Raw genomic sequence first — 25,849 nt, 5'->3', positions numbered from 1 at the left:
CCTTCATAATTGCATTTCAAAATAGACCTTATTGCCGTCCCGACCAGCTTCAACCCATCCAAGCCGCAGGTAGAAGCCTTGCGTTCCGGTCATCTCGATATGTGTGGCAAGGTGCAATCTGTCGTATCCAGCGGCGCGGGCGGCACTCGTTGCGGTGGCGATCAGCGCCTGACCCAGCCCTTGCCCGCCGGCATCCGGGTGAACGGCCAGGTTGGCCAGATGGGCGGTGTCGTCCAGCACCAGGACAATACCACCGACGATCCGGTCACCGCGCGTTGCGACCCAAACGTGATGATCGCGGATATCACCGGCAATCCCTTCACTCACAGGAGGCAGGTCGAGGCCCTTGGCGACATAGGGGGCGTAGGCCGCGTCGATACAAGCGGTAAGCCCATGCGCATCATCTGCCGTCGCGGGGCGGACGGTGATCGTCATGTCCGGATACCGGCAATCATGTCCTGCACACGGGTCATGGGTGTGCAGCCGTCATGTTCCGTCATCATGTCCCCAACCGCCTGTCGCAATCGGGCCTGTCCTTGCGTATCGGCTTTGTCACCGGGCGGCATCGTCAGCAGCATGTCGATCACCGGTTCGGGATCGTCCACCTGATAGATATCTTCGCAGGTCTGTTGCGAGATTTCCGTGAAATGCTGCCGCATCAGGTCCAAGGCAACCGGAGTGCCAAACCGCTCCTGCACCATATCGTCAATCGCCGACCCGAACGCATGCCGCGACAGGGCGGCAATCTGGGGCAGATCACGGGGGTTGTTGGTGGTGACGATGCAGCGACCGCCGGGGATCAGCACGCGGTGCATTTCGCGCAGCGCCACCGCCGGATTGGGCAGGTGGTAAAGCATATGCATGGCAACCACCACATCAAAGCTTTGGTCCGGGAACGGCAGTTTGCCGGCATCCGCCACGACGCTGCTCGCGATATTCAGGTGCTTCAGCCGCTCAGTCGCCTGTTCGACCATATGCGCCGATTGGTCCAGCAACGTCAGCGTCATGTCAGCAGGCAGATGGCGACACGCGGCCCAGAACCATCCCGGCCCGCAGCCCACATCCAGCACCCCCGCGCCCGGCGCGATGTTCAGCCGGGCATCCACCCAGCCAAACCAGCCCACATTGGAATAGCGCGCGTGAAACCCGCCCCGCACGGCCAGCTTGCTGCTGTCCTTGTAATGCGCGGCGGGGTCATCGCTGTCGGTCATCCGCGTAAGGTGCCACCTGTCGCCTTGGTGACCTTTTCGACGATCTTTGCGCTGACCGCCTCGATATCAGCGTCCTTCAGGGTCGCCTCGGTCGGTTGCAGGCGAACCGTGACGGCGAGGGATTTCTTGCCCTCGCCCAGTGACCCCCCGATGAACTCATCAAAGACACGCACATCGCTGATCATCGCCTTGTCGGCCCCGGCGGCGGCGTTGACGAGCATCAGCGCCTCGACTTCGGCATCGACCACAAAGGCGAAATCGCGTTCGACCGCCTGCAGATCGGTGGCCACAAATGGCGCGCGGGCAGCGGATTTATTGCGCGGCGCAGGCACCTCATCCGGCCAGATGGTAAAGGCGACAGCAGGACCTTTGACATCCATCTCGCGCAGAACCTTGGGGTGCAACTCGCCGAAGATGCCAAGCACTTTCTTGGGGCCAAGGCAGATCATGCCATGACGGCCCGGGTGCCACCAATCAGACGCACCACGCAGGATCTGCACCTTGGCTGGAGCGTTGATAGAGGCCAATACGGCCTCCGCATCGGCCTTGGCATCGTAAAGGTCAACGGGGCGCGATGTACCGTGCACGTCTTTCGGTCCGGTCCGCCCGATCAGGACGCCCGAGATCAGCGTGTGTTGCTCGCCCGGTTCACCGCCATGAAAGCCGGCGCCCACCTCGAACAGCGCCATATCCATGAAGCCCCGCGCCTGATTGCGTGCCGCCGCCCGCAAAAGACCGGGCAGCAGGTTGGGCCGCATATGCGACATCTCCGACGAAATCGGGTTCTCCAGCATCGTGCTGTCATCACCGCCGCCGAACAGCTTGGCGGCCTGATCATCGATGAAGCTGTAGGTCACACATTCATTATACCCCAACGCCGCAGCGGTCCTGCGCGCGGCCTGCTGGCGCGACTGGCTGGCGGTCAGGATCGGTTTCGGCACACCGGGTTGGGTGCGCGCCATGGGTTTGCCCTGCAGCCTGGTCAGCGATGCGATGCGGGCGACTTCCTCGACCAGATCAGCCGTTCCCTGCACATCTGGTCGCCAGGATGGAACATGTGCCATGTCGCCATCCATCCGGAAACCGAGCGCGGTCAGCGTCTCGTGCTGGGTCTCTGCCGGGATATCCATCCCGACGAGCGATGAACAGCGCGCCGTGTCCAGCTTGTAGGCGCGGGATGTGTCAGGGACAGCACCGGCGACGATCATCTCTGACGCTTCGCCACCGGCATGATCCACGATCATGCGCACGGCATGGTCCAGCCCTTCCGGCGTGAAGGCCGGGTCGACCCCCCGTTCGAAACGATAGCGAGCGTCGGAATTGATCTTTAGCGCGCGACCCGCATAGGCGATCTGAATCGGATCCCAATAGGCGCTTTCGACGAACACGTTTACCGTCTCTTCGGTGCAACCTGTGGCCAGCCCACCCATAATCCCGGCGATACTTTCGGGGCCGTCTTTGTCCGAGATCACCATCTGACCGGACTGGAACGTGTATTCCTTGTCATCCAGCGCCATCAGGGTTTCGCCACCCTTGGCGCGGTGGACACGCAGATTGCCCTTCACCTTGTCGGCATCAAAGACGTGGAGCGGGCGGTTCAGGTCATAGGTGAACCAGTTCGTCACATCGACGAGGAAGCTGATCGGGCGCAAGCCGATGGCGCGCAACTGCGTTTGCAGCCATTCGGGGCTGGGGCCATTACTGACGCCCTTGATCAAACGACCACAGAAAACCGGGCACCCGTCCAATGTATCGTCATCAATGGACACATTCAGGTCAGACGTGAAATTGGCGGGCACCGTGGTCACCTCGACCGCTTTCAGCGAGCCAAGGCCACGGGCCGCAAGGTCGCGCGCCACGCCGCGCACGCCCAGCGCATCGGGGCGGTTGGGGGTGATCGCGATTTCGATCACCGGATCGACCTTGGATGGATCATTGGCGGCGAGCCAGTCGACAAACCGCTCACCCACCTCGCCAGAAGGCAGCTCGATAATGCCGTCATGTTCCTCTGACAGTTCCATCTCGCGCTCGGAACACATCATGCCGTGGCTTTCGATCCCGCGGATCTTGCCGACGCCAATCGTGGTATCGATCCCCGGCACATACGTCCCCGGTGACGCGATCACGACAGTGATGCCAGCACGCGCATTCGGCGCGCCGCAGATGATCTGCGTCGGGCCATCTTTGGTTTCCACCTGACACACTTTCAGCTTGTCGGCATCGGGGTGTTTCTCCGCCGTCAGCACCTTGCCGATCGTGAAATCGGCCAGCCGTTCGGCGGGGTTTTCGATGCCTTCAACCTCAAGCCCGAGGTCGGTCAGAGCGTAAGCGATATCGGCGACAGAGGCGTCGGTCTCCAAATGGCGTTTCAGCCAGGACAGGGTGAATTTCATGAGCTTATTTCCGTCAATCTGCGGTTCGCGCGTTCATAGCGCATCAGACTGACAGGTGAAAGCAGGACCGTGCGGCGATCGCGCGGGGGCATTACCCCCGCGCGCGGTCAGTCCAACCCGGCGAACAACCGGCCACCGCCATCGGCCCAGCCAGCAACAGATTCCGGATACAGAAGCATATTGTCGAGTCCCGCGAGCTCCGAGGCATAAAACCAGCTGAGCGCGCCCAACTCTCCGGTCTGACAGAACGTGATGACCTCACCGGTTTCCCAGTTGGCATTGTGGCGTTGCAGATGGTCGGCGACGGCCTTGACCGCCGTTTCTACCGGCACCTCTGACCCAAAGGCCGACATCAGCGGGCCAATCGGCGCACTGCGGGCATTCGGCAAGGTCGTACCCAACTGTTTACCCTCATCATCGACTTTGGAAAACATATGCTGCGGCCGCGCATCCAGCAGGTATCCAGTGATCTGGGATGTGGCGATGGCATAGACATCGAGTTCGTCCGCGCGCCATTTATAGGAAAAGAGCAGTTCCGCATCGTAAGGTGAAGGCGCGGCAGGTGCGGCGGCGATGGGCAACCCGGCCTCTGTCCAGCCCTGAAACCCATCCTTGAGGATCGCGATGGTGTCAAAACCGCTGGATTTCAGCAGCCAGTACACCATGGCGGCGCGTCCTGTATCCATCATATCCGGCTGTGAATGCACGATCAGCACGGGCTGATCGACGCGCAGCCCCGCATCACCCACAATGCGGGACAACTCCACATCCGTCGGGGTCGCCCCCGCAGGGCCACGCCATTGGCTGTAGGGGACGGACACCGCGCCGGGAATGACGCCCTTGGCAACAGCGGTCGGGCGGCGGATATCAAGAACCTGGATATCTGTGACCTGCTGCAATTGGGCAATTGTCGCGGCACTTGGCATCACCGCCCAGTTCACCGGCTGGCCCGGACACGGCAGTTGCAATGTCATGCCCGCCTGAATGCGGTCGGGGTTGCTGCCGATCACATGGCGGTTCGCTTCGAACAGGGATTGATAGGCAAAGAATGATCCGATTTCGGCCCGAGCGATGCCGGACAGCGTATCACCTGATTTCACCTGATAAGAGCCACCACAGGCAAAGGCGCCGGTTGCGCAAATAACCAAAAATATAGCCGCCGACGCGACCCGCTTTAAAATATGCATTTCATCACCCAAAAGGAATTGTGTTCAAAATATGGCCAAGCCTAACACGCCAGTTTGCGCTCGCCAAACAAAAAACTGTGAAGTTGCTAAGCCATTGATCTGATGTTGCTAAGTATCGTCCTGATCATCATTTTTGACCCTATGATGCGCAGCCCAGCGCGCCACACCATATACGGGAATCAAAACAACTGCCCACCCGGCTGCGTTGATCAGGGTCAGCTTCAACGCCAGATCGCGCGGCATATCGGATGTCCACATGGCGATATGCGCGCCGACGATCACAATCAACAGAGCGATGATATAGGCCCGCATCATGGGTAGTTTGGCGGCAGGCCCAACAATTCGTCCAGCTGCCGGCCGATCCAGCCTTTGGGGATAAAATGCCCGCGCGGGTGCAGATCAAGCGTCACGCGCTTGCCGGTGGTACATCGCTCCCATGCATGACGGGTGAAGGCGTCGTCGCTTGTAATGGCCCAATCGCTGACCTGATCACTTGCACCGCAGCCGAATTGTTGCCGCCAAAGCGCAACTGGATAGCGCGTATCGCCGCCCGGCCCCATGGGGAAATCCATCACCGTATCGGACAGCCCATGCACATGGCGCACCTCACGCGGGCCTTGGGCGCATTCCTCGCGCTGATCAAGTGTACCCGCCACCGCCAAAAGGGCCGCCACACCGGCACCGTTCTGGCAGACATAGCGCCAGGCCATGGCGGACCCGAACGAATAGCCCGACACAAAGATGCGGTCGCGGTCGATGGGATAACGCTTCGCTGCATCCTCGATCACAGCGGCACCAAACGCCACATCGCCCGCGCGCCCTGACCAGAAATCCCATGTCTTGTTGATCCCCGTCGGCGCCAGCAGAAGCACGCCACGCCTGCGGGTCGCCCCGGAAATCCGCCCGTGATAAACCGGCACCGCCCCGGTACGCGCCCAACCATGAAAATGCAGCAGCACCGGCAATGGCGACACACCATCCCAGCCGTCAGGCTCCTTGACGTGATAGGTCCGGCCATCCAGTGCGCACGGCGTCTGACCGTGGCACGGGCTGCCGGGCAGGATCGAATTGGGATTGGTCTGTTGTGCCGCAGCCGGGGCCGCCAGCAACGCAAGCAGGATCAGAAAAACACGTATCATCATGGGTTTGGTTGTAACCGGAACATGCGATCTGTCACCTGACAAATTGGTGGGCGAGGATCATTGCCAGAACACTTCGGAAGTTTTTATTGCTTTTGACATCCGCCTTCTTCACCATCTTGGCATTATTTTCGGGGGTTTTGAGATGTTAAGATTGATCGCTTTACTGACTCTTATTCTGACAGGTTTCGCAGGCTGCCGCACAATTCCGGTCGATGTCAGCCACGCCTATACCGACAAGGGCTACCTGAATTCCGGTCTGCGCACTTTGGGGCAGCTATACCTGCTGGACACCGAAGAAGGCAGCCTCAAGGAACTGGCCGTGCTCGACCTCAGCAACCGGGTGCGGGGCGCCACATTCGAAGAACAATTCGCCCGCAATGTGCGCGGTGTCGATATCGGCGCAGGCGGTGAGGCGGGGATCGATGCAGAGGTCAAGGCCAGCATCACCCGCAACAGCTATATCCGGCTGACCAACGCGTTTGACGAAACCTATGCCAACACCTTTGGCGATCTCTCGGCCGAGATCAACCGGCGCGAGGCGATTGGCGAAGATGTCGGTTTCACATGGTTTCTGGATGATGCCGCCCAGCCCGGATCAACCATCCGCTACCTGCTGGTCTATTCCACCATCCGGGCCGATGAGGCCGTGATCGGCTATAACAACGTCACCGCCGTCGATGGCAACCTGACCGTCCCGGTCCGCGGCCGGGCCGAGATGGACGTGACCGTATCGGGCCTGAGCGAGGAAAGCTGGAAAGGCAAGGCGGTGCCCGTGCTGGTCGACTACCACGTCATCCAGGCCTTTCAGGATGACGGTTTCTACAAATTCCGGATCGACAGGTCATTCCGGGACGATGACCTGACCGACATCCTCAAAGGACGCAGATTGCCCCCGGCAGAGGAAGAGGATCTCGTCTCACGACGGCGGTAGGGTGTGTGAGACCCACCAATGGCGCCAAGATCAATAGCCAAGCTGCCGGGCCTGAGCGTCACGAGATCATTGATCAAAACGATGGGCTGAAATGTTGATATCGCCGCTGTCTGTTAGCGCGAAATCCTCACCGGTCCGTCTATCCGTCACGAACCATCCCTGCTCCGCCAACCGCATCGCCAACGGATGCACCACCCGCGCCTGCGGTCCGCTGGCATTGATCCGCACGATCCGCCGACCGCGCACTGCCGCGGCAAAGGCTGGCACGCGCGGATCATCAGGCGGTGCGGGTGTTTCGACCAAAAACTGATTCATCGCACGCTGGACGGTTTCACGCGCCTTGTCGGGAAAGCTCTCGACCAGTTTGGCCTGCGCGCGCTTCGCGGCCTGTTCCATCCCCAGCGCCACGAGGGCCGGGTTGCGCGTGCCAAGGATGACGCCCAGCGCCTCTGCTTCGTCCTGATCCAACCCGGTCAGTCGCGTTCTGTAGTTGAAGCCCAACTCGATCCCACCCTGATTGCCCTGAAACACGATGATCGGCAGCCCGGCTTCGGTCATCGCATCAACGTCGCGCAGGATGGTACGCGGCGTGACCTCAAGCTCTGCCGCCAGTTGGGCCGAGGTCAGGCGGCCCCGGTTCTGTAAAAGCAGAAGGATCTGCAAAAGACGGGATGCGCGCAAATCAACCTCTCAAACATGACATAAGACGTCATATAAGGGTTGCTAAGCCAATCGGTGTCAAGACAAGGAGTTTGCATGACACCCTATCACGTGACCCGCGATATCGCGGCCCCGCCCGGCACCGTCTGGTCCATTCTGACCGATGCAGAGCGCCTGTCGGATGGCAGTTTCAGTATCATCAAGATCAACGGACAAATCGCGAAGGGCGCGCGTTTCAAGCTGTGGTCTGAGGTCGATCCCAAACGCGCCTTTCCGATCAAGGTCGCGGTGATGGCGCCTGAAGTCCGAATGGAATGGCATGGCGGCATGCCGCTGGGTCTGTTTCTAGGTAACCGGCAATTCATCCTGACGCCCATCGGGACCGGCATGCGGTTTGAAATGCGCGAAACCTATTCGGGCCCGCTGAAAGGTCTGATCACTAAGGCGATCCCCGACCTGCAACCCAGTTTCGAAAAGTTCGCAGATGCGTTGAAAGAAAGGGCAGAAGCATGAACCGTGTCACCTACGGGATGGGGGTCGCTGGCGATCCGTGGATCCTGAAAACACCGCCCCAGACCTCTGATTTCGAAGTCTGGAGGGACGAGGCAGCTGATCCCCCCGCCCTGATCGTGCAGGTCGGCAAGACCCGGCTATCTTACCAGTTGCGCGCCATTGATGACGCCCATGCGATGCTAAAGGCCCATGGCGACTGGATACCCTTGGGCAACGCGGATGAAGGCAAACCGACCAAGGAGGGCACGCTGGAACACTGGGCGCGCAGCGCGGATAATCCGGTCGGTGGCTATTACGGGCTGCGCAAGGGCTATCGCGGGCGGTTCGCCAACTATGTCAGCCCGGTGATGGAGATGCTTGGGCTGGTCGAACTGGAACATAACGCGCGCAACAATCGGGTCCGCGGGCTTTAAGCGTGATCCGAGGGTTCCCAGCCCAATAATTCCGGCGGCGGGTCATAGGCATGGTCCAGATGGGCCGCGCCCCACGCCGCCATGGCCTGAATGACCGGTAGCAGTGCCGCACCCTTGGTGGTCAGCTGATATCGAAAGCGGGGTGGATGATCCTGATAGGGTACGCGCAGAACCAGACCGTGATCGGTCAGACGCTTCAGCCGGTCGCTGAGGATATTGCGTTTCATTGCTTCGGCACTGGTCAGAAAATCAGAAAAGCGCTGCGCCCCGAACATCATGTCGCGCAGGATCAACAGGGTCCATTTGTCACCTATCAAATCAAGGGTCGATGAAATCGGGCAGTCAGAGCGATAGTCTTTGGTATCCATAGGCCGGACCGTATCCAAGTCAGTTGCAAAATGGAACTCACTTGATAGAGTAAGTTGCAAATCAGGACTCACTTTAGGAGATCATCATGCGATCACTGCTTACCGCCATCCTGTTCTGTTGTTCCGCCACAATGGCCGATACGGCCCCGCTTGATCAGGCGGTGCGCGCCGGCGACATCGCCGCAGCGCAGGCCGCCATTGCTGGTGGGGCGGATATCAACCACCCCCTTCCGCCCCTGTTGATGCCACCGCTGACCATCGCGGCGATCCGCAACGATCTGGACATGGTTCAAACGCTGCTGACCGCCGGGGCCGATCCAAACCAACCCGGTAATCGGGGGATGAATGCATTGTCTGCGGCGGTGCGTAGTTGCCGCTCGGGCGCTGCTGTCATTACCGCACTGGTCGATGCAGGCGCCGATTTGGAAGACCGGTCAGGCGCCGGCCTGACTCCGCTAATGGCGGCCATTCAGGAGGAACGCACCGATATCGCGCTCCTGCTGATTGCACGGGGCGCCAATATCAACACGCGCAACCAATACAGCGACGGGGTGCTGAACTATGCCATCTATACCGAGAACGCCCGCGTGGTGCAGGCGGCCATGGCGGGTGGCGTCGATACGGACCAACTGAACGTTCTTTTTACGACCGGTATCTACTACTATCCGGGGTTCGGACAGGCGCGGGCCCATGGAGGTACAAACTGCGCAGGGTAGCTGTCAATTGTCGGGCGTTTTTTTAGCCGACATCCGTTTTGCCGCGCCGATCATGGCGCAGATTGGCGTAAAGCACGTGGTTCCGCCATCGCCCGTTGATCTGCAGATAACTTTGCGCGACGCCTTCGTATTTGTAGCCGCATTTTTCCAGCAATCGGCGCGAGGCCTCGTTTTCAGGAAGACACCCTGCCTCCATCCGGCTGATATCCAACACAGTGAATGCGTGATGCACAACGGCCTCAATCGCCTCGCGCATGTAGCCCTGCCTGGCAAAGGGTGCGCCAATCCAATACCCGGTTGTGCCCGCCTGCGCTGGTCCGCGCCGGATATTGTCCAGCGTGATGGCGCCCAGCAGCATGCCATCCGCCCGGCGGGTCAGAAACAGCGGCATCGCCGTGCCATTCGCAATTGATCGTTGCGCCCAATAGACCCGGTTGGTGAACGCCTTGCGCGTCAGGTGGTCATGCGCCCATGTCGGCTCCCACGCGCGCAAGAATTCCTCGCTTTCGCGGCGCAGTGCTGTCCAGGCTCGGAAATCGCCATGCATCGGCGGGCGCAGGGTCAACCGTTCGGTTTCGATCCGAACCTTGCGCTTGGCCCCAAGCATCAGGCAGCCAGCCGGGCTTTCAATGCATCAAGGCTCGGGGCCGCATCAGCCGGTCCGTAAAGCGCCATGGCCGTGCCTGCCTGTCCGGCCATCTGGCCGGCGAAGCCTTTGACATCGCCGGTTGTCACCTCATCAATGCGCGCAATGGTTTCGTCGAGAGATGGGATCCGATCCCAGATCGACAGAAGGCGCGCCAGACGCTCGGCCCGATTAGAAGGGCTCTCCAGCCCCATCAACAGCCCTGCTTTCATCTGGGCACGTGCGCGGGCCACCTCGGCGGCCGTCATGTCATCGGCCGCGCGTTTCATCTCGTCCATGGTGATATGGGCAAGTTCGGCGATCTGTTCGGCACTGGTACCCGCATAGATCGTGGTCAGGCCGGTATCTTCATAGGCCCCGGCCTGGGCGAAGATCGTATAGCAAAGCCCCCGGTTTTCACGGACCTCCTGAAACAGGCGCGAAGACATACCGCCGCCCATGGCCGAGGCATAGATCTGAGCGGTGTAGATTGCCGGATCGCGGTAATTCGGTCCTTCAAGCGCCAGCGCGAAATGTACCTGTTCCAGCCCTTTGATCTCGCGCCGCTCCCCCCCGCCAAAGGCAGCGGGCTGCAGCAGTTCGGGCGCGCGGGTCACTGCGGGCAGATGGCCAAACAGCGCCTCGGCCTGTGTGACAATCGCGTCGTGATCCACGGCCCCTGCGGCAGACAGGATCATCTGGTTGGGGCCGTAATGTTCGCCGACAAAGCTCTGCAGATCGCCGCGACTGAAGGCGCTGACCCGCTCGGACGGGCCGAGGATCGTGCGGCCCAGCGCCTGATCGGGGTAAGCCACCTCTTGCAGCCAGTCAAAGATGATGTCGTCCGGGGTATCCAGCGCCTGCCCGATTTCCTGCAGGATTACACCGCGTTCGACCTCGATCTCGGCAGGATCAAAAACCGGGTTCAGCAGGATATCAGCGATCACATCAAGGCCAAGGGCCACGTCATCTTCCAGAACGCGGGCATAGTACGCTGTCATCTCACGGCTGGTATAGGCGTTGATATAGCCGCCCACATCCTCGATGCTTTCGGCGATCTGCAGGGCGCTGCGCGTTGCTGTGCCCTTGAACGCCATATGCTCAAGGAAGTGCGCGATCCCATTCTGTTCTATCCGTTCATGCCGCCCACCGGCCTGCACCCAGATGCCGATGCTTGATGATTTCAGCCCGGGCATATGTTCGGTAACAATCCGAAACCCGTTGGACAGCGTGTGCAGTTCAATCGTCAATTACGTGATCCGTTCCCTGATGGCGGCCTGTATCGCCGCCAAATCCCCCGCAACGCATGTGACGCGCTCGGGACGGTCATACAGGTCTGCCATGCGCGGGGGAAGGGGTGCCGCGACGCCGGAGGCTGCTTTCACGGCATCTGGAAACTTTGCCGGATGCGCTGTCGCGAGGGTCACCATAGGTGTTGTACCCAGATGCGCCTCGGCCACATGAACGCCGACAGCCGTATGCGGGCACAACAATTCGCCATGATCTGTGCGGTACGATTTGATCGCCGCATAGGTTTCTTCCTCGGATGCGCGCCCTGATTTGAACGTGTCTTTCAGCATTTGGTAGGCGCCCTGGCTGATCTGGAAACCGCCACCCTTGAGGTCCTCCATCTGGGCGGCGACCGTGGCCCCGTCCCGCCCGTAGGCGTCAAAGAGCGCGCGTTCGAAGTTGGAACTAACCTGAATATCCATCGACGGGCTGATCGTGGGGGTCACACCTTCCTTGGTGTAGGCCCCGGTTTCCAACGTGCGGTGCAGGATATCGTTGCGGTTGGTGGCAACGACCAGATCGGCAATCGGCAGGCCCATCCGCTTGGCAATATAGCCCGCAAAGATGTCGCCGAAATTGCCGGTGGGGACAGTGAAGCTGACTTCACGATGCGGTGCGCCCAAAGACAGCGCAGCGGTGAAGTAATAGACCACCTGTGCGAGCACCCGGCCCCAATTGATCGAGTTCACGCCCGCCAGCTTGACCTCTTCCCGGAAGTCGAAGTCATTGAACATGTCTTTGACCATGGCCTGACAGTCGTCGAAATCGCCATCGACAGCGAGCGCGTGGACGTTGGATTCGCTTGGTGTTGTCATCTGGCGCCGCTGCACTTCTGACACCCGGCCATGGGGGTAAAGGATGAAGACATCGACGGCTTCCAACCCGCGGAACGCCTCGATCGCGGCAGAGCCTGTGTCGCCCGAGGTTGCGCCCACGATCGTCACACGATCGCCGGACCGGCTGAGTGCAGCCTGAAACATCTGGCCAATCAACTGCATGGCGAAATCCTTGAACGCCAGTGTCGGCCCGTGGAACAGCTCCAGCAGGAAATGATTGCTGTCCAGCTGCACCAGCGGGGCCCGCGCCGCATGGCCGAAACCGGCATAGGCCTGCGCAATCAGGGCCTTGAATTCCGTATCGGTGAAGGTATCGCCGATAAAGGGGTGCATGACCTCGAACGCCACCTCTTCATAGGTTTTACCTGCCATCGCCGCGATCTGGGCGGTGGTGAGGGTCGGCACATCTTCGGGCACGTAAAGGCCACCATCACGGGCGAGGCCTGTCAACATCGCCTCTTCAAATGTCAGGGCAGGCGCGGTGCCGCGGGTCGAGATATAGCGCATTACTCAGGCGTCCTTTGGCCGTGTGGTGCGGATGATCAGAAACAGGCTCATGACGGCCCAGACGAGGGCCAGCAGGAACCATGTGATCGCATATTCCAGATGGTCATTCTTGATATTGGCCGTGTTGACCGGCAGCGGGGTCAGGCGTGGGTCGGCCGGCGCGGTTGTCGTGGCAACCACCATCAATGGGGCGGTGTTGAGGGAGGCAGACATGGTAGTGACGTTGCGGGCAAACCAGATATTTTCGGCCGGATCAGGCTCTGGCGTGCTGCTGTTCTGATCGTCGGGCCAGAGCAGGACCCCGGTGATCTGCATCGGTTCGATCAGTGGTGAGGCATCTTTGGCTTCAAGCGGCAGCAGGCCCTGATCGACAAGGATCGGGCCAAGCCCGGTCTGCATCTTGGATATGACCCGATAGCCGGTCCCGGCCTGGGTACCTGACACCAGCACATGCAGCTCATCGCCGGTCGGTATGCCCGAAAATCTGACTTGCGTGTATTCGTGATCGGCCTCGGTCACGTCCAATGTCAGGACATCCGGAGTTGCGGCCAATCGGGCGTTGATTCCCTCCAGGATATCCTCTTTCCAGGCCAGACGCTGCACCTGCCACAGCCCAAGGCTGATCAGGATCGCACAACCGGCGATACCAAGAATAAGAGGAAAGAGGATCTTGCGCAGCATCGGTGACCTTTGATGCAAAAACGCGCGAGTTATCCCGCGCGTCGATCTTGTCAATGAGATGGGTTGAAACCCATCTTACGGTGTGGCGTCTGTTGTCAGCCACCCCAGACGTAGACAGCGGCGAACAGAAACAGCCAGACCACGTCAACAAAGTGCCAGTACCATGCGGCAGCCTCAAAACCCACATGTTTTTCCGGGGTGAAGTCGCCCTTTTGCAACCGCAAAAGACATACGGCCAGGAAGATCGTGCCGATGATCACATGAGCCCCATGGAACCCGGTCGCCATGAAGAAGTTAGCGCCATAGATATTGCCTGCGAAACCAAAGGCAGCATGGCTATATTCATAGGCCTGAAAGACCGTGAAGATCGCACCGAGCGCGATCGCCAGGATCAGACCCCACTTCATGTCCTGACGGTTATTTTCATGGACCAGCGCGTGGTGGGCCCATGTGGCAGCCGCACCGGAACACAGCAGGATCAGCGTGTTGATCAAGGGCAGATGCCAGGGATCGAAGGTTTCAATGCCGACCGGGGGCCAGACCCCATCAACAGCCGGGCTTTGGGGGCCCATCGGATACATGGCGTGTTTGAAGAAAGACCAGAACCAGGCGGCAAAGAACATCACCTCGGACATGATGAACATGATGAAGCCGTAGCGCAGACCGATCCGGACCACCGGGGTGTGATCGCCGACCCGGCTTTCAGCCACAACATCGGCCCACCACGCATACATGACATAGAGCACAGCGGCGAGGCCCATGAGGAAGATGTAAGGCCCGGATCCGTGCATCCAGAGGGTCGCGCCCAACAGCATGACAAATGCGCCGACACCGCCGATCAGCGGCCAGATCGACGGTGGCAGAATGTGATAGTCGTGGTTCTTTGCATGCGCCATGTGGTGCGTCCCTATCGGCTGGTCGTTAGTTCGTTTCTATGGCGTCTTGCGGCGCCGTTGTCAAAGCTGCGGGGGCCAGAGAGGCCTGGATTTCATCATCCGGCACGTCAATCTGGTAGAATGTGTAGCTGAGAGTGATGGTGTGGACATATTGTCCTTCGCGGTCGTCCACGATGGCCGGATCCACGAAAAAGCTGACAGGCATCATTACCGTCTCACCCGGCATCAGGACCTGTTCGACGAAACAGAAGCATTCGATCTTGTCAAAAAACGCCCCTGCCTCGTAAGGTGTCACGTTATAGGCGGCCTGCCCTGCGACCGGCACGTCCAAAGGATTGTGAGCCTCGTAAAAAGCCAGACCGGTCTCACCGATCCGGATTTCCATCTCGCGCACTTCTGGTTTGAAGGTCCAGGGCATGTCGCGTTCCAGTGACGCATCAAAGCGGACCTTGATCGTCTGATCAAGGATCACGTCACTGCCGGTTTCGGCCACATTGGTGGCCCCGCCAAAACCCGTCACCCGGCAAAACCAGTCGTAAAACGGGACAGAGGCCCAGGCGAGCGAGCCCATGATCACCACAACGCTTGCGGCCTGCGCCGCTGTGCGTTTGGGGCCAACGAGGTTAGGGAACAGTTTCATTCACTCTCCTCCTGCGGGACAATCTGTGGCCGGGCCACATGGTCGAATTTTTCGAACTGGGCCGCATCGCCAAGCTGCAGCACTTTGACGACAGTAAGTCCAAAGATAATCGCGATAAAGCCAATCAGCAGGGCGAAAACGCCGAAGTTGCGCCCGCGCCGCCGTTCGTGGAGCTCATGTTCGACCTTGATCGCCATCACCAGCCACCCAGACCATACTGGCGCAGCGCCGCTTCGATCAGAAGCGCCCCGAAATGGGCAAACAGGTAGTAGAGCGACACTTTGAACACACCGATTTCGACGGCATGCTTGTCCGCTTCGCAGGCGGCGTCATCACGTTTGTAGATGTCGTAGGCCCCTTTGAGGAACCAGACGTTCATCACGACCGCCACCGCCATGTAGAATGGTCCGCCAATGCTGGTCAGGCCTAGCCCCAAGGCCACAGGCACGAGCAATAATGTATAGATGATCACATGCTTTCGCGTCGCGTCCCGCCCATGGGTCTCGGTCAGCATCGGCACGCCTGCGTTGCCGTAATCAGACTTTACAAACAGGGCCAGTGCCCAGAAATGCGGGGGTGTCCACATGAAGATCAGGGCGAACATCAGCAGGCTTTCGATGCTCACACTGCCGGTCGCGACCGCCCAGCCGATCATGGGGGGGAAAGCACCAGCGGCTCCGCCAATCACGATGTTCTGCGGTGTGGCCCGCTTGAGCCACATCGAATAAACCACCGCGTAGAAAAAGATGGTAAAGGCCAGCAAGAACGCGGCGAGGAAGTTTGTCGCCAATGCCAGCAAGATGGTAGCAAACCCGGACAGTGCCAGCCCGATGCCCAGCGCCTCACCCGGGGCGACGCGCCCCGATGGGATCGGCCGCCCGGCTGTGCGCCGCATGCGGGCATCGATATCGGCGTCCCACCACATGTTGAGCGCACCGGACGCCCCGGCGCCGACGGCGATGCACAGGATACCGACAAAGCCGATGAACGGATGAACCGGCACGGGTGCCACCAACAGCCCCACAAGTGCGGTGAAGACCACCAGCGACATCACACGCGGCTTCAGCAGGGCGAAGTAGTCGCCCATGCTGGCCTCGTATCTTGTGTCCTGAATGCTGATATCGCTCATGCGTGACCTTGTGGATAGGATGGGTTGAAACCCATCTTACGGCGTTGATCTGTCGTAAGATGGGTCTTGACCCATCGCCTTGTTAAGAGGTGCCTTTGGCCTCGGCCAGCCACTGGTCATAAGTCTCCTGGCTCACCACTTTAACCGTGATCGGCATGTAGGCGTGATCCTTGCCGCAAAGTTCCGAGCACTGGCCAAAATAGATGCCTTCACGCTCTGCCGCGAACCATAGCTGCGCCAGACGACCGGGCACCGCGTCCTGCTTCACCCCAAAGGCCGGGATCGTCCATGAATGGATCACATCCGCGCCTGTGACTTGCATCACCACTTTGGCACCAATCGGCACGACAACGGCGGTGTCAGTCGCCAGCAGGTATTCATCCTGGCTGTAGCCAAATTCTTCCAACTCGTCGCGGGTCAGCATGAAACTGTCAAAGCTCACGCCTTCGTCTACATATTCGTAACCCCAATACCACTGGTAGCCGGTCACCTTGATATTGATGTCGCCTTCAGGAATTTCCTGCTGTTTAAAAAGCACAGGCAGCGAAAAGGCCCCGATAAAGACCAGAATCACGATGGGCACCACTGTCCATGCCACTTCCAGCGGGGAGTTGTGGGTGAAACGGGCCGGTGTCGGGTTCTTGGTCTCATTATAACGCACGATCACCCAGACGAGCAGACCCGTCACAAAGAGCGTGATCGCCGTGATGATCACAAGCAGCATGTTGTCCAGCCACACAACGTCGCGCGCCAGTTCGGTTGCCGACGGCTGGAAACCTGTCGCCCCGTTGACGGGTGCCCCTACAATTTCCAGCTCCTGATTCACTTCTTGTGCAAAGACGGATGACCCCGCCATGATTAGGCCCGCTGTCGCCCAGAGTGAGGTGGCAAAGGATTTCAGTTGCATGTTTTACCCTAACTTCAGTGCGCCCCTGGCGCGTCTCCCTGGTCATCCTGTCCGGCTGCGGACGGAATCCCGTTGTATCTGCGTGCCCATGTCCCATATCTTGATGAACAACTCAAGAACCGCTGTTGCGGCAAACAGACGCTTTCGCCGATAAATCACGCCCGAGACGAGGAAACCCCATGTCCGTCGACCCCTTTCGCCCGTTTGAAACCATTCTCGACCAGACCACGGCGCTTGCGCTGCTGAAAGAGGCAACAGACGGTGCCGATGACGGTGAGCTGTTCCTCGAACGGCGCAAGTCCGAGGTTCTGTCATTCGATGATGGCCGGGTCAAAACCGCAAGTTTCAATGCCTCCGAAGGGTTCGGGTTGCGCGCGGTGAAAGGCGAAACGGCAGGCTATGCGCATTCGACCACCATCGACGAACACGCCCTGCGCCGCGCTGTTTCCACCGCGCGCCTTGCCGTGGGCGATGGCGGCGGCACGATGTCGGCGGCCCCTGCCGGCACAAATCGCAAGCTTTACAGCGATGACGATCCGATGTTGCAGGCCAGCTTCCCCGCAAAAATCGACGTCCTGCGCGAGATTGACGCCTTTGCCCGCGCACTGGACCCGCGCGTGGTGCAGGTTTCCGCCACCCTCGCCGCATCGCATCAAGAGGTGCTGATCCTGCGTCCTGAAGGCACGCTGGTTACCGACACCCGCCCGATGTCCCGCTTGAACATCAGCGTTATTGTCGAAAAGGACGGACGCCGCGAAAGTGGCATGTCCGGTGGCGGCGGGCGTGCCGGCTTGATCGGCCTGATCAGCCGCGACAACTGGGAACCGGTGACGCGCGAGGCTTTGCGCATTGCGCTGGTGAATCTTGATGCCGAACCCGCCCCTGCTGGCGTAATGGATGTGGTCCTTGGCCCCGGCTGGCCGGGCATCCTGCTGCACGAGGCCATCGGCCATGGCTTGGAAGGCGATTTCAACCGCAAGGGGTCCAGCGCTTTTGCGGGCCTGATGGGTCAGCAGATTGCCGCCAAGGGGGTGACCGTTCTGGATGACGGCACGATCCCGGATCGGCGCGGTTCGATCACCGTGGATGACGAGGGCACGCCCAGCGCCAAAAACACCCTGATCGAGGATGGCGTGCTGACAGGCTATATGCAGGACCGCCAGAATGCCCGGCTGATGGGCGTCGCCCCCACCGGCAACGGACGGCGCGAAAGCTACGCCCATGCGCCGATGCCGCGCATGACCAACACCTATATGCTGGCGGGCGATGCCGCCCCTGAAAGCCTTGTCGCAGACCTCAAGGACGGCATCTATGCGGTTGGCTTCGGCGGCGGTCAGGTGGATATCACCAACGGCAAATTCGTGTTCAGCTGCACCGAGGCCTACCGAGTCAAAAACGGCGTTGTCGGCGCGCCGGTCAAAGGCGCGACGCTGATCGGCGACGGGGCAACCGCGCTCAAACAGATCAGGGGCATCGGCAATGATCTGAAGCTTGACCCCGGCATCGGCAATTGCGGCAAGGCCGGGCAATGGGTGCCGGTCGGTGTCGGCCAGCCCAGCCTTATGATCGGCGGATTGACAGTGGGCGGTGCGGCGGCGTGATGCCATGACAGAATATTCGCATTACTGGCTGCGGCTATTGTCAGCGTGGCTCTGATCGCCTTTCTCTTTCACGGGCCTGCGAACGCATTTTCTGAAACGACAGATGCGAACCGGGCGCAGGCCAGTCTCGGCCCTTAGCTGCCGGGCGAATTGCAGAACGCCTGACGACGGAAACGGAAAGGATACATGATGAGCCTCCTGCACGTCTCTCTCAGCGCCAGCGACCCACTGAACGTGGCATCCTTTCTGGCGACGGTCATGGGCGGCAAACACATGCCGTTTCCGCCCTTTCCCGACAGCTGGATCGCCTTCACCGCAGCCGATGACGGCACGGCGATCGAGGTTTATCCCGACACACATACCCTGACGCAAGGCGAGGATCAGGTGTCCTGCGACGTTGGCCAGAGCGACAGCCGCCACAGTTTTTGCCACGCGGCTGTCGGGTCCGTTTTATCCCTGTCCGACATTCAGTCGCTTGCCGACGATCAGGGCTGGCTGAACCGCATCTGCAATCGCGGGCCCTTTCATTGCGTCGAAGTTTGGGTAGAAGACCGCATCCTGATCGAAATCCTCGATCAGGCCATGTATGACGACTACCGGCGCGGCATGACAGCCCGGAATTGGGCGGCGATGTTCGGTCTTGATTAGCGGGGTGTACCCGCAATGCGACGTTTCCTGCCATCACCAAAATAGGACAGATCATGGATATCCGCCCTGCCACCGCCGACGACGCCATTGGCATGAGCGTGGTCCTGCGGTCGCTGACAGCAGCGGGCCTGCGCACGCGGCCCGACAGCCCGGAATTTGCGCTGCAGAACTACATCGCCCCGGCGGATGGTATCTTATGTTCGGTTGCCGAAAGCGAAGCTGGCGCGATCCTCGGCCTGCAATCGCTTAAACGTGCCAGTCCGGGTAATCCTTACGGCGTCACACCTGGCTGGGGTATCATTGGTACGCATATCAGCCCCGATGCCGCGCGGCAGGGGATCGGCAAGGCGTTGTTTGTCGCCACACTGGATGCGGTCCGTGATGCGGGGCTGACCGATATCGATGCAACCATTGGCGCCGATAACGCTCAAGGCCTCGCCTATTACGAGGCGATGGGTTTTCGCACCTACCGCAGGATGGAAGGAGCCGTGTGCAAACGGTTTACGCTGTCAGGTGCCAGCCACGAGCGATCCGTCTCGCAGGAATCATAGCTGCGGCCTGATGGCCGAAAAGGCGAGTGGCTCGTTTTCGATTCGCGTTGATCCAATTATTGCTGCCCCAGCCCCGCTATTTATGGGGGGCCAGTATGGCAGGTGCATGGACGCGGTACGTAAGGGATATACGAGCCGTCTGTATCGCAGTTCTGTCGCAAAAACAGTCTGTTAAGCGCGTTCCGAACAGCTTTCGGCAAATCTGCTGTAATGCGTTCACACCTCATTAACCCCGACAACCTAATCCTGATCAGGCAATACGGCGGAGCTTACGGGATGACCGGAACACACACTTCTTCCACTCACCCCCCACTCCTACCCACCACGGAAGAGGATACGGTCAACCGGCTCCGCCTATTGCGCTCACGTCGGGTTGGCGTAGCAACTTACCGTCGGCTGCTGGCAGAACACGGCAGCGCGGCGAACGCCTTGAAAATACTTCCAGAAATCGCAAAGTCCGCCGGTGTGCAGGACTATCAGGTGTGCCCGCCGGGAGTGGTGCAGGCCGAAATGAAAGCCGCGCGCGCTGCCGGTGCGCAACTGATCGTCGAAGGCGACGCACATTATCCCAGGGCGCTGTCGGACATCCCCGATGCGCCACCGCTCTTGTGGGCGATCGGGAACATCGCCCTGCTCCACCGGCCCATGATTGCGCTGGTGGGGGCGCGCAACGCCTCATCGCTTGGAACCCGGATGGCCAAACGATTGGCCGAGGAACTAACAAAGGAAGGTTTCGTCGTCGTCTCCGGCCTGGCCCGCGGCATAGACACCGCCGCCCATCATGGCGCGCTGGCCGGTGGGACAATTGCCGTTCAGGCCGGTGGTGTTGACGTGATCTATCCGGCGGAAAACGCACAACTGACGCACGATATTGGAAAAAACGGGTTGCGGCTGTCCGAGATGCCGATGGGGCTGCAGCCGCAGGCCCGGCATTTCCCGGCCCGTAATCGGATCATCTCGGGCCTGTCGCAAGCTGTTGTCGTGGTTGAAGCGGCAGCCAAATCCGGCAGCCTGATCACCGCCCGTAACGCGCTGGATCAGGCGCGCGAGGTACTTGCAGTACCCGGTCATCCGTTTGATGCGCGTGCATCAGGCTGCAACATGCTGATCCGCGACGGGGCAACATTGGTGCGCAACGCAGCTGACGTTGTCGACGCGCTGGCACCCGTCGCCATGCCGGAACCGGAATTGCCGTTGATACCAGCAGAACCGGATGCGCGCCCGCTGCGTGCCACTGCGGCCCTGCATGACGAAATCCTGTCGCGGCTTGGCCCCGCGCCGGTGGCAGAGGATCAGTTGCTGCGCGACATTGCCGTGCCTGCCACAACCATGGCCCCCGCATTGGTCGATCTGGAGCTTGAGGGCAAAATCGCCCGTCAGGCCGGTGGTCTTCTATCGCGGGTTGTGTGACGTGAAGTCCACAGGTTTTGCGCTGCATTGACATTCCCTTGAGCTACCCCACATCTTGCGCGACCTAAGAGCACGCGTTTTTGGAAAAGGATTCTCATGCCGGTTGTCGTTGTCGAATCCCCCGCCAAGGCCAAGAAAATAAACGGGTATCTGGGTAAGGATTATATCGTTCTGGCCTCTTACGGGCATGTGCGCGATCTGCCGCCCAAGGACGGGTCTGTCCTGCCGGACGAAGATTTCGACATGAAATGGGAAATCGCCAGCGACAGCAAAAAGCACATCAAAGCGATCGTTGACGCGCTCAAGGATGACAATGCGCTGATCCTTGCCACCGACCCCGACCGCGAAGGCGAAGCGATCAGCTGGCACCTGACCGAGGCACTAACCGCCCGCAAGGTGATCAAGAAAGATACACCTGTCAGCCGGGTGGTTTTTAACGCCATCACGAAATCCGCCGTCACCGAGGCGATGAAGCATCCCCGCCAGGTCGACCAGCCGCTTGTCGACGCCTACCTCGCCCGCCGCGCACTGGATTATCTAGTGGGCTTCAACCTGTCGCCGGTCCTTTGGCGCAAGCTGCCTGGCGCAAAATCTGCGGGCCGCGTGCAATCCGTCTGCCTGCGCCTGATCGTCGAACGCGAGATGGAAATCGAAGCGTTCCGCGCGCAGGAATACTGGACCGTCAAGGCACTGCTGCAAACCCCGCGCGGCCAGACATTCGAGGCACGGCTGACGACACTGGCTGGCAAGAAGCTGGACAAATTCGATCTGGGCAACGAAACGCAGGCCGAAATGGCTGTGCAGGCCATCAACTCCCGCGATCTGGTTGTCAAATCGGTCGAGGCGAAACCAGCAACGCGCAACCCGTCACCCCCCTTTATGACGTCCACATTGCAGCAGGAAGCCAGCCGCAAATTCGGCATGGGCGCGCGGCAGACGATGAGCGTGGCACAGCGCCTGTACGAGGCAGGCCTGATCACTTACATGCGGACCGACGGGATCGATATGGCCCCCGAAGCGGTGACAAGCGCCCGCGATGCAATCAAGGCGAAGTTCGGCGACAAATACCTGCCGGACCAGCCACGGATGTATAAAAACAAAGCCAAGAACGCCCAGGAAGCCCACGAATGTATCCGTCCGACCGACATGATGGTCGATACGGCCGACGCCAAGATCGCCGACGCAGATCAGCGTAAACTGTATGACCTGATCTACAAACGCACCATGGCCAGCCAGATGGCCGCCGCCCGGCTGGAACGGACCGTCGTTGATATCGCCAGCGACGATGGGCAGGTTATTCTGCGCGCCAATGGGCAGGTCATGTTGTTTGACGGGTTCATCGCCGTTTACGAAGAAGGCAAGGATGACAGCGTCGTCGATGACGATGACAAGCGCTTGCCGCAGATTGCTGAGGGTGAGCCGACGGACAAGAAATCCGTCACACCCGAACAGCATTTCACCCAACCCCCGCCACGCTATACCGAAGCGACGCTGGTCAAGCGGATGGAAGAGCTGGGGATTGGTCGCCCCTCCACCTATGCCTCGATCGTGACGACCATTCAGGATCGCGGCTATGTGGAAAAGGACAAGAACCGCCTGATCCCGCAGGACAAGGGGCGTCTGGTGACCGCGTTCCTCGAAAACTATTTCCGCAAATATGTGGGATACGATTTTACCGCTGATCTGGAAAACCAGCTGGATGAAGTCAGCGCAGGTGATGCTGATTACAAAAAGGTGCTGGGCCAGTTCTGGCGCGATTTTTCCGCCGCCATCGCCGAAACGGCGGAATTGCGGATCACCGAGGTACTGGAAAAGATCAACGAGGTGCTGGAGCCGCATCTGTTCCCTCCCACCGAAGATGGTGGCGATCCGCGTCTTTGTCCGAATTGCGGCGCTGGCCGGTTGTCGATGCGCACCGCCCGGTCCGGTGGGGCCTTCATCGGCTGTTCGAACTATCCCGAATGCCGCTATACCCGCCCGTTCGGTCCACCGGATCCTGAGGCCGAAGCCTCTGCCATTCCGCCCGAAGGGAAACTGTTGGGCACCGACCAGGGCGATGAGATTCGCGTGTTCAAGGGCCGGTTCGGTCCATATGTGCAGCGCGGCGCCGTGACCGAAGATAACAAGAAACCACCCCGCACCGGTGTCCCCGAAAGCTGGTCCCCTGAAGAGGTGGATCTGGCACAGGCGCTCAAACTGCTGGAACTGCCCCGTCTGATCGGCACCCATCCCGAGGATGGCGTGAATGTCTGGGCCAATCTGGGGCGCTATGGCCCTTATCTGAAGCATGCCGAAAGCACGTCTTTCAAAGGTGGCACCAACGCCAATCTTGAAACGATCGAGGATGTCTGGACCGTGGGTATGAACCGCGCTGTTCAACTTTTGGCTGAAAAGGTCGCATCGCGCGGTGGCCGCGGCAAGGCGGCTACGCCGATCCGCGAGCTGGGCGAACATCCAGAGGCTGGCGGCGCCGTCAATATCTTTGACGGTAAGTACGGACCTTATGTGAAGTGGGAAAAGATCAACGCGACGATCCCCGACACGATTGAACCGGCTGACCTGACCATGGTGCAGGCGGTTGATCTGATCGATGAACGTGCGGCAAAGGCGGGTAAGAAAAAGCCGAGTGCAAAGAAAAAGGCCGCGCCGAAAAAGAAAGCAGCGGCAAAGAAGTAGTCAGCCGCCTTCCTTGGTTCTGATATGATCGGTGATTTTGCCGAGCAGACGCAGGATATCCTCGCGTTCGCCCGCATCCAGCGCATCAAGCATCATGGTCATGTTGCGCCGATCGACCTCCTGAAGGCGCGCCGCCGCGCTCTGGCCTTCGCTCGTGAGTGACAGGGCGAGCGCACGTCCGTCCGTCTGATTGCGCGATTTCCTGACAAAGCCCCGCCGGACAAGCCGATCTATGACGCTGCTGGTGGTCGTGGGCACCACGCCCAGCGCTTCACCAAGATCACTGGCGCGCGCACCGGGGTGTTCATGCAGAAAAGCCAGCGTTTGAAAATCATGCGGATTGTAGCGCAGATCGTCCGGGTGCCGTTGGTGCAGCTGTTCGCTGACCAGAAAGGCCCGCAACAGGCTGCGCACATAACCCAGAAGTTCCGCCGGTTGATCGTTCATGTTGCCAGCCTTGCCAGTGAAGGCTTGAAAGCTCAAGCGATCTGATTATTTATTACGAGTATCGTAATAAATGGAGTTTACCATGCGCGCCCTGAAAATCCTCGGCATCGTTCTGATCCTCATTGTTGGATTTGTTGGCTACCAGTTGCGGCCTATGGGTCCGCCGGATGGCACCAACCCGCCGCCTTTGGCAGATGATAGTGATTATCTGACAAACACCGAAAGTGTGATCTTTAATGGCAGCCGGGACGAGGTGTTGGCGTTCATGGCAGATCCGGGCCTGACATCATTTCTGAAACCGTCCGGGCGCATCCCGGCCATCACGGACGTCAATGTACTGTCAGGGACATGGGGCGAGGCAGGTGCCGTCCGTCGGGTCTCTCTGGCCGACGGGGGATACACCGCCGAGCGGATGCTGGAATCGAACCGTGATATCTTTAGTTATCAAATCTGGGATCTGACCAGTTGGTCCGGGCGCGCCATTGATCATATTCGCGGCGATATCTGGTATGAGGATGTCGGTGACGGGCAGACGCGGATGAGTTGGAGCTACAGCATATTGCCAAAAACAGGATTGCTTAGCGGCCCGATCAGGACCTTTCTGAAGGAGGATTTCCATCCTTTCATGGAAAACGGGCTGAACGACATGGCGGCCGCATTCAACGCGCAGGCTGGCTGAGCCCGCCGCACCGCAGCATCCGAATTGACTTTACGCCCCGGCACCGCCAAGTTCGGCGCCAACGACAATCGGGGGATTCCATTCATGAAGAAAGTCTATGGATCGGCCGCAGAAGCGCTGGACGGCTTGCTGAAGGACGGCATGTTCATTGCGGCGGGTGGCTTTGGCCTGTGTGGCATCCCCGAACTGCTTTTGCAGGCGATCAAGGAAGCAGGCACCAAGGACCTGACCTTTGCCTCGAACAATGCGGGCGTAGATGATTTTGGCATCGGCATCCTGCTGCAGACGCGGCAGGTCAAAAAGATGATCAGCTCTTACGTGGGCGAGAATGCCGAGTTCATGCGTCAGTATCTGAGCGGCGAGTTGGAGTTGGAGTTCAACCCGCAAGGCACGCTGGCCGAGCGCATGCGCGCCGGTGGCTGCGGTATTCCCGGTTTCTATACAAAAACCGGCGTTGGCACGGTGATTGCCGAAGGCAAGGAACACAAAGACTTCAACGGCGAAACCTATATCATGGAAGAAGGCATTTTTGCCGATCTGTCCATTGTAAAGGCCTGGAAGGCTGACCCGACCGGAAATCTGGTGTTCCGCAAGACGGCGCGCAACTTCAACCCGCCCGCGGCCATGTGCGGCAAGGTCTGCGTCGCCGAAGTGGAAGAGATCGTGCCGGTCGGCAGTCTTGACCCCGACAGTATCCATCTGCCGGGCATCTACGTGCATCGGATCATTCAAGGCGAGCACGAGAAACGGATCGAACAGCGTACGACGCGCCCGGCTGCGTGAGGAACCTTG

At 59.8% G+C, this 25,849-nt stretch carries 29 protein-coding genes; 11 read left to right on the top strand and 18 right to left on the bottom strand.

Translation table 11 applies throughout. The features are described 5' to 3' along the window. Window positions 1–3: 3 nt before the first annotated feature. The 6 genes from ACFWW2_RS22355 to ACFWW2_RS22330 all read right to left on the bottom strand — a co-directional run bounded on the left by ACFWW2_RS22355 (window position 4) and on the right by ACFWW2_RS22330 (window position 5,933). On the bottom strand, window positions 4–435 hold the full coding sequence (locus ACFWW2_RS22355; protein WP_393932025.1) for a GNAT family N-acetyltransferase: 432 nt from the start codon (window positions 433–435) through the stop codon (window positions 4–6). Then, a complete protein-coding gene (locus ACFWW2_RS22350; protein ID WP_393932023.1) occupies window positions 432–1,211 on the bottom strand; it encodes a class I SAM-dependent methyltransferase in 780 nt (259 codons plus the stop codon). Before ACFWW2_RS22350 ends, ACFWW2_RS22355 begins: the two co-directional genes overlap by 4 nt. Next, entirely contained in the window at window positions 1,208–3,604 is a 2,397-nt protein-coding gene (gene pheT / locus ACFWW2_RS22345) for a phenylalanine--tRNA ligase subunit beta (RefSeq protein WP_393932021.1), read from the bottom strand. The genes ACFWW2_RS22350 and pheT overlap by 4 nt, the downstream gene beginning before the upstream one ends. Before the next feature lie 107 nt (window positions 3,605–3,711). Continuing rightward, window positions 3,712–4,791: a rhodanese-like domain-containing protein gene (locus ACFWW2_RS22340; RefSeq protein WP_393932019.1), complete on the bottom strand. Its 1,080-nt coding sequence runs from the start codon at window positions 4,789–4,791 to the stop codon at window positions 3,712–3,714. 108 nt (window positions 4,792–4,899) lie between these two features. Further along, window positions 4,900–5,106, bottom strand: coding sequence for a phenylalanyl-tRNA synthetase subunit beta (locus ACFWW2_RS22335; RefSeq protein ID WP_393932017.1), 207 nt, complete (start codon window positions 5,104–5,106; stop codon window positions 4,900–4,902). Then, window positions 5,103–5,933 carry an alpha/beta hydrolase family esterase gene (locus ACFWW2_RS22330; protein ID WP_393932015.1) on the bottom strand — a complete coding sequence of 277 codons (831 nt, stop codon included), beginning with the start codon at window positions 5,931–5,933 and terminating at the stop codon, window positions 5,103–5,105. The genes ACFWW2_RS22335 and ACFWW2_RS22330 overlap by 4 nt, the downstream gene beginning before the upstream one ends. Window positions 5,934–6,075: 142 nt before the next feature. Here ACFWW2_RS22330 and ACFWW2_RS22325 point away from each other — a divergent pair, with 142 nt between their 5' ends. After that, a complete protein-coding gene (locus ACFWW2_RS22325; protein ID WP_393932013.1) occupies window positions 6,076–6,864 on the top strand; it encodes a hypothetical protein in 789 nt (262 codons plus the stop codon). A 66-nt stretch (window positions 6,865–6,930) separates the two neighbouring features. On the opposite strand, the gene ACFWW2_RS22320 is transcribed toward ACFWW2_RS22325, so the two are convergent. Further along, window positions 6,931–7,545 carry a helix-turn-helix transcriptional regulator gene (locus tag ACFWW2_RS22320; protein ID WP_393932011.1) on the bottom strand — a complete coding sequence of 205 codons (615 nt, stop codon included), beginning with the start codon at window positions 7,543–7,545 and terminating at the stop codon, window positions 6,931–6,933. Window positions 7,546–7,620: 75 nt separating this feature from the next. On the opposite strand from ACFWW2_RS22320, the gene ACFWW2_RS22315 reads away from it, so the two are divergent. Together ACFWW2_RS22315 and ACFWW2_RS22310 are read left to right on the top strand one after the other, a co-directional pair. After that, on the top strand, window positions 7,621–8,037 hold the full coding sequence (locus tag ACFWW2_RS22315) for an SRPBCC family protein (protein WP_393932008.1): 417 nt from the start codon (window positions 7,621–7,623) through the stop codon (window positions 8,035–8,037). After that, the gene (locus tag ACFWW2_RS22310) at window positions 8,034–8,450 is read left to right on the top strand and encodes a DUF6855 family protein (protein WP_393932006.1); all 417 of its coding nucleotides are present in this window, start codon (window positions 8,034–8,036) and stop codon (window positions 8,448–8,450) included. The genes ACFWW2_RS22315 and ACFWW2_RS22310 overlap by 4 nt, the downstream gene beginning before the upstream one ends. Here the strand turns inward: ACFWW2_RS22310 and ACFWW2_RS22305 are convergent. Continuing rightward, window positions 8,447–8,818, bottom strand: a complete 372-nt coding sequence (locus tag ACFWW2_RS22305; RefSeq protein WP_393932004.1) for a winged helix-turn-helix transcriptional regulator — start codon at window positions 8,816–8,818, stop codon at window positions 8,447–8,449. The genes ACFWW2_RS22310 and ACFWW2_RS22305 overlap by 4 nt on opposite strands. Before the next feature lie 86 nt (window positions 8,819–8,904). Between ACFWW2_RS22305 and ACFWW2_RS22300 the strand changes: the two genes are divergently transcribed. Beyond that, window positions 8,905–9,534, top strand: a complete 630-nt coding sequence (locus ACFWW2_RS22300) for an ankyrin repeat domain-containing protein (protein WP_393932002.1) — start codon at window positions 8,905–8,907, stop codon at window positions 9,532–9,534. Between the two features lie 22 nt (window positions 9,535–9,556). On the opposite strand, the gene ACFWW2_RS22295 is transcribed toward ACFWW2_RS22300, so the two are convergent. The 9 genes from ACFWW2_RS22295 to coxB all read right to left on the bottom strand — a co-directional run bounded on the left by ACFWW2_RS22295 (window position 9,557) and on the right by coxB (window position 17,045). After that, window positions 9,557–10,141, bottom strand: coding sequence for a GNAT family N-acetyltransferase (locus tag ACFWW2_RS22295; RefSeq protein ID WP_393932000.1), 585 nt, complete (start codon window positions 10,139–10,141; stop codon window positions 9,557–9,559). Next, complete coding sequence (locus ACFWW2_RS22290; protein ID WP_393931998.1) at window positions 10,141–11,409, bottom strand: M16 family metallopeptidase; 1,269 nt, start codon at window positions 11,407–11,409, stop codon at window positions 10,141–10,143. The genes ACFWW2_RS22295 and ACFWW2_RS22290 overlap by 1 nt, the downstream gene beginning before the upstream one ends. Next, window positions 11,410–12,792, bottom strand: a complete 1,383-nt coding sequence (gene thrC, locus ACFWW2_RS22285) for a threonine synthase (protein ID WP_393931996.1) — start codon at window positions 12,790–12,792, stop codon at window positions 11,410–11,412. It abuts the gene before it with no gap. A gap of 3 nt (window positions 12,793–12,795) precedes the next feature. Continuing rightward, a complete protein-coding gene (locus ACFWW2_RS22280) occupies window positions 12,796–13,473 on the bottom strand; it encodes an SURF1 family protein (protein WP_393931994.1) in 678 nt (225 codons plus the stop codon). Between the two features lie 95 nt (window positions 13,474–13,568). Beyond that, window positions 13,569–14,369 (bottom strand): cytochrome c oxidase subunit 3, encoded by an 801-nt coding sequence (locus ACFWW2_RS22275; RefSeq protein ID WP_393931992.1) that lies wholly within the window; start codon window positions 14,367–14,369, stop codon window positions 13,569–13,571. 25 nt (window positions 14,370–14,394) lie between these two features. Continuing rightward, a complete protein-coding gene (locus tag ACFWW2_RS22270; protein ID WP_393931990.1) occupies window positions 14,395–15,009 on the bottom strand; it encodes a cytochrome c oxidase assembly protein in 615 nt (204 codons plus the stop codon). After that, entirely contained in the window at window positions 15,006–15,206 is a 201-nt protein-coding gene (locus ACFWW2_RS22265; RefSeq protein ID WP_393931988.1) for a hypothetical protein, read from the bottom strand. Before ACFWW2_RS22265 ends, ACFWW2_RS22270 begins: the two co-directional genes overlap by 4 nt. Continuing rightward, window positions 15,206–16,138, bottom strand: coding sequence for a heme o synthase (cyoE, locus tag ACFWW2_RS22260; RefSeq protein WP_393931986.1), 933 nt, complete (start codon window positions 16,136–16,138; stop codon window positions 15,206–15,208). The genes ACFWW2_RS22265 and cyoE overlap by 1 nt, the downstream gene beginning before the upstream one ends. 82 nt (window positions 16,139–16,220) lie before the next feature. Further along, on the bottom strand, window positions 16,221–17,045 hold the full coding sequence (coxB, locus tag ACFWW2_RS22255) for a cytochrome c oxidase subunit II (protein ID WP_393931984.1): 825 nt from the start codon (window positions 17,043–17,045) through the stop codon (window positions 16,221–16,223). 179 nt (window positions 17,046–17,224) lie between these two features. Between coxB and tldD the strand changes: the two genes are divergently transcribed. The 5 genes from tldD (at window position 17,225) to topA (ending at window position 23,931) form a co-directional block, all read left to right on the top strand. After that, complete coding sequence (gene tldD, locus ACFWW2_RS22250) at window positions 17,225–18,646, top strand: metalloprotease TldD (RefSeq protein WP_393931982.1); 1,422 nt, start codon at window positions 17,225–17,227, stop codon at window positions 18,644–18,646. 189 nt (window positions 18,647–18,835) lie between these two features. Continuing rightward, a complete protein-coding gene (locus ACFWW2_RS22245; RefSeq protein ID WP_393931978.1) occupies window positions 18,836–19,294 on the top strand; it encodes a hypothetical protein in 459 nt (152 codons plus the stop codon). A 53-nt stretch (window positions 19,295–19,347) separates the two neighbouring features. Next, window positions 19,348–19,845 (top strand): GNAT family N-acetyltransferase, encoded by a 498-nt coding sequence (locus ACFWW2_RS22240; RefSeq protein ID WP_393931976.1) that lies wholly within the window; start codon window positions 19,348–19,350, stop codon window positions 19,843–19,845. A 276-nt stretch (window positions 19,846–20,121) separates the two neighbouring features. Next, the gene (gene dprA / locus ACFWW2_RS22235; RefSeq protein WP_393932434.1) at window positions 20,122–21,255 is read left to right on the top strand and encodes a DNA-processing protein DprA; all 1,134 of its coding nucleotides are present in this window, start codon (window positions 20,122–20,124) and stop codon (window positions 21,253–21,255) included. 96 nt (window positions 21,256–21,351) lie between these two features. Further along, window positions 21,352–23,931 (top strand): type I DNA topoisomerase, encoded by a 2,580-nt coding sequence (gene topA / locus ACFWW2_RS22230; protein ID WP_393931974.1) that lies wholly within the window; start codon window positions 21,352–21,354, stop codon window positions 23,929–23,931. Here the strand turns inward: topA and ACFWW2_RS22225 are convergent, their stop codons facing one another. Further along, window positions 23,932–24,378, bottom strand: a complete 447-nt coding sequence (locus ACFWW2_RS22225; protein ID WP_393931972.1) for a MarR family winged helix-turn-helix transcriptional regulator — start codon at window positions 24,376–24,378, stop codon at window positions 23,932–23,934. An 82-nt stretch (window positions 24,379–24,460) separates the two neighbouring features. Between ACFWW2_RS22225 and ACFWW2_RS22220 the strand changes: the two genes are divergently transcribed. Both ACFWW2_RS22220 and ACFWW2_RS22215 read left to right on the top strand, forming a co-directional pair. Next, window positions 24,461–25,057, top strand: a complete 597-nt coding sequence (locus tag ACFWW2_RS22220; RefSeq protein ID WP_393931970.1) for an SRPBCC family protein — start codon at window positions 24,461–24,463, stop codon at window positions 25,055–25,057. A gap of 84 nt (window positions 25,058–25,141) precedes the next feature. Next, window positions 25,142–25,840 (top strand): CoA transferase subunit A, encoded by a 699-nt coding sequence (locus ACFWW2_RS22215; RefSeq protein ID WP_393931969.1) that lies wholly within the window; start codon window positions 25,142–25,144, stop codon window positions 25,838–25,840. Window positions 25,841–25,849: the final 9 nt, after the last annotated feature.

The sequence above is a fragment of the Yoonia sp. R2-816 genome (genome assembly GCF_046762905.1).
Lineage (GTDB): Bacteria > Pseudomonadota > Alphaproteobacteria > Rhodobacterales > Rhodobacteraceae > Yoonia.
Note: the sequence above shows the minus strand (reverse complement) of the source record. Positions and strands in the feature narration are given on the sequence as shown.